This is a genomic window from Pseudoalteromonas sp. Isolate3 (assembly GCF_022398505.1).
GTDB classification, from domain to species: Bacteria; Pseudomonadota; Gammaproteobacteria; order Enterobacterales; family Alteromonadaceae; genus Pseudoalteromonas; species Pseudoalteromonas apostichopi.
Genome location: NZ_JAKEVN010000220.1, coordinates 1 through 2,616 on the forward strand (window position 1 = coordinate 1; position 2,616 = coordinate 2,616).

General features: G+C 38.1%; 3 protein-coding genes. 1 reads left to right on the plus strand and 2 read right to left on the minus strand.

Annotated features, from left to right (window positions below):
- Positions 1–161 precede the first annotated feature (161 nt).
- On the minus strand, positions 162–650 hold the full coding sequence (locus L1D46_RS20330) for a hypothetical protein (RefSeq protein ID WP_239978141.1): 489 nt from the start codon (positions 648–650) through the stop codon (positions 162–164).
- Positions 651–759: 109 nt separating this feature from the next.
- On the opposite strand from L1D46_RS20330, the gene L1D46_RS20335 reads away from it, so the two are divergent.
- On the plus strand, positions 760–1,290 hold the full coding sequence (locus L1D46_RS20335) for a thioesterase family protein (protein WP_130051937.1): 531 nt from the start codon (positions 760–762) through the stop codon (positions 1,288–1,290).
- 59 nt (positions 1,291–1,349) lie between these two features.
- Here L1D46_RS20335 and L1D46_RS20340 read toward each other — a convergent pair whose 3' ends face one another.
- The gene (locus L1D46_RS20340) at positions 1,350–2,594 is read right to left on the minus strand and encodes a DUF642 domain-containing protein (RefSeq protein WP_130051936.1); all 1,245 of its coding nucleotides are present in this window, start codon (positions 2,592–2,594) and stop codon (positions 1,350–1,352) included.
- Positions 2,595–2,616 lie beyond the last annotated feature (22 nt).

Consider the following 2,616-nt stretch of genomic DNA (forward strand, 5'->3'; position numbering starts at 1 on the left):
ATATCATACCAATCCGCAATAATACTTAACCATTTTGAGGTATTATAGCTGTCGCTACCTGCGTTAAAAATTTCTGATTTAGAACTACTAAATAACAAATTTTTTTGAAATCAACGAGGTTTTATTGCCTAAAAATAGACCAATTAATTAAGCGAATGGTATTACTGTTTGGTACCCATATCTTTGGTGACACCATCAATGGCGATATTCTTAATACCATCATTGTCGAATTTAATAACAATACTGATGTTATTGCGAGAAAAAAAGTAATCTCGGTTATCCAGGCTAATAACATAATCGCCTTTTACTGTATCGCTAAATTTGCGCTTTTCTAGTTTTAGGGTGTGATCGGCAATTTGCCAAGTGAATCCCTCAATAAAGCCATTATTAAACTCCTGCACCCATACTTGTTCCTCGTCTTTGCTAAGTGTAATTGCCACTGAATATGACTCTGGCAGAGACATGTCATAGCTTTTATCACCAATCGAGAATTTTTCAGCATCTTGTTGCCACGCAAAGCCAAAATTAAAGGCCTTTTCTACACCCGTTGGGTATTTTAAAGTACCTTCACCAGGAAAGTTAAAGTCAGCAAATACTGAAGTGGTGAATAAACTCGCACTAAATAAAGTTACCAAACTAAAAAATTTCATTAGGTTATTCTTTTTTTATACTAATATATGCACAGATTAGAGCAGAATATTCGCCTTAGCAATATGCTGTGATACACTTTGTGCATCATCAACTGGTTAGACCTTTGCCGTGAACCTCTATTTTCGACTAATACTACTGTTTTTTAAAATTAAACGTAATCGTGATTATCAACAACTGTTAGACACAATTGATATTGAATTCAAAGCGTTACCAACGGATTGCGATATTAATTTCCATCTGACTAATTCTCGTTATTTAGCGATGATGGATCTTGCCCGTACCTGGATGACTGAGCGAGTAGGTTTATTAAAGCACATTATGAAACGCCGTTGGTTTCCAATCGTTAACGCAACTGCAATTACCTATATTCGCGATATTAAACCAATGCAAAGGTACACGGTTAGTACACGTTTGGTTGGCTGGGATCATAAATACTTTTATATTGAGCAAAAGTTTCACTCTGATCGTGGCCTGCACGCGATTGCTTATGTGCGCGGTGTTTTTAAACGCAAAAAAGGCGTTGTAAGTGTCGAAGAGATGCTTGAGGTTGCTGGTTTTAATGGTGTAGCACCTATTCTGCCTGCAGAAGTAATGCACTGGAAAGAAATGTTAGAACAAAAGAAACTCACAAATAAGTGATGCCAAAGGTCAGTAAAAAAATGCCAGCTAAGCTGGCATTTTATGGCTTTAAACACAGTTTACTCTGCTGCGCAAACTGCTTCACTAACAAACGTTAAGTCGTTTACGTGTGCTGGGCCATCCATTACGAATGTCGCTTCAGCGGTGTTTTGATCTAAGGTGTAGATTTTTGCATTTTCGCCGCTTTCTCTACCTGAGATATAAATTGTCCCGTTATCAGCAATTGCAAGGCCTGATGCCCAGTTTATACCGTGCTCACCGATTAGTGTTAACTCTAGGCTACCTTCATCTAGAGTATATAGCGCCTTTCCTGTTAACACGTAAAGTACGTTGTAGTCACTTGAGTATGCGATGTCGCCGTCTGCAAATGTGTCACCTTCATACGAAAGCTTACCTAATACTGTTTTCTCACCTGTAGTTAGATCAAAGTCATACAAATACGTTTTGCTTGTCGCACGTAAAAACAGGCCATCTGCAGTTACCGTTGAGCGGTAAATAGGGAATGATGTCGCATCTACAACTTCAGCTTGTGTGTTAGTGGCTAAATTTAGGCTATAGATTTTTGATGCTTTGCTATTCTTATCAAGTTGCTCCATGAAATACAGCATACCGTCTTTGTTGGCAATATTTGATGCTGTATTGTTAAGGCCTGCAACAACAGTTACAGCGCTTGATTCTGGGTTGAAGTGGTATACATAGCCTTCAGTCTCAGAGCCAAAGTTATTAATACCATATAAACCTGTTGCAACAGCACATGGTTCAGCAACTTCAGTGACTACTACGTTATCGATGAATGCACCTACTGAATCAGATGTACCAGTACCTGCAAAGCTTAATACCGAGCTTGTGCTATCAGCTTCAACGATGAAGCTATATTTTGTCCAGCCTTTACTTGAGCTATTAACAACAGCTAAAGAGCTACCATTCCAAAAAACTTCAGCTTTATTTGTTGTTTCATTACCTTCCTTACGGGCAGAATAGTAAAAGGTTAACTCGTACTGTTTGCCTGGTTGTGTAGTAATATTTTGAGAAATACTGTAATTGGCTGTTGAGTCAAGCTCTAGATATTGGTTACCTTCTTGTGCAGTCACGATCCCTAGTTTATTTGTTTGAATTTCGAATTTAGCATGAGTACTTCTTGTCCAGCCAGGAATCTCGTTAAATAACTGCCATTGACCATTGTGATCGGTCACTGTATCTGTGTTTTCGAATGATCCGTTTTCTACTAAATTTGTGCCAGCCATTGCAATACCCGATACAATAGTTAGAGGTAAAACAGCCAGTTTAGTAACAAAGTTTTTCATGAATTTCTCCATTATTTTTTAA

What these genes read in the sequence shown, in the direction of transcription:
- L1D46_RS20330 (WP_239978141.1), bottom strand. Translation starts at nt 650, where the DNA reads ATGAAATTTTTTAGTTTGGTAACTTTATTTAGTGCGAGTTTATTCACC.
- L1D46_RS20340 (WP_130051936.1), bottom strand. Translation starts at nt 2,594, where the DNA reads ATGAAAAACTTTGTTACTAAACTGGCTGTTTTACCTCTAACTATTGTA.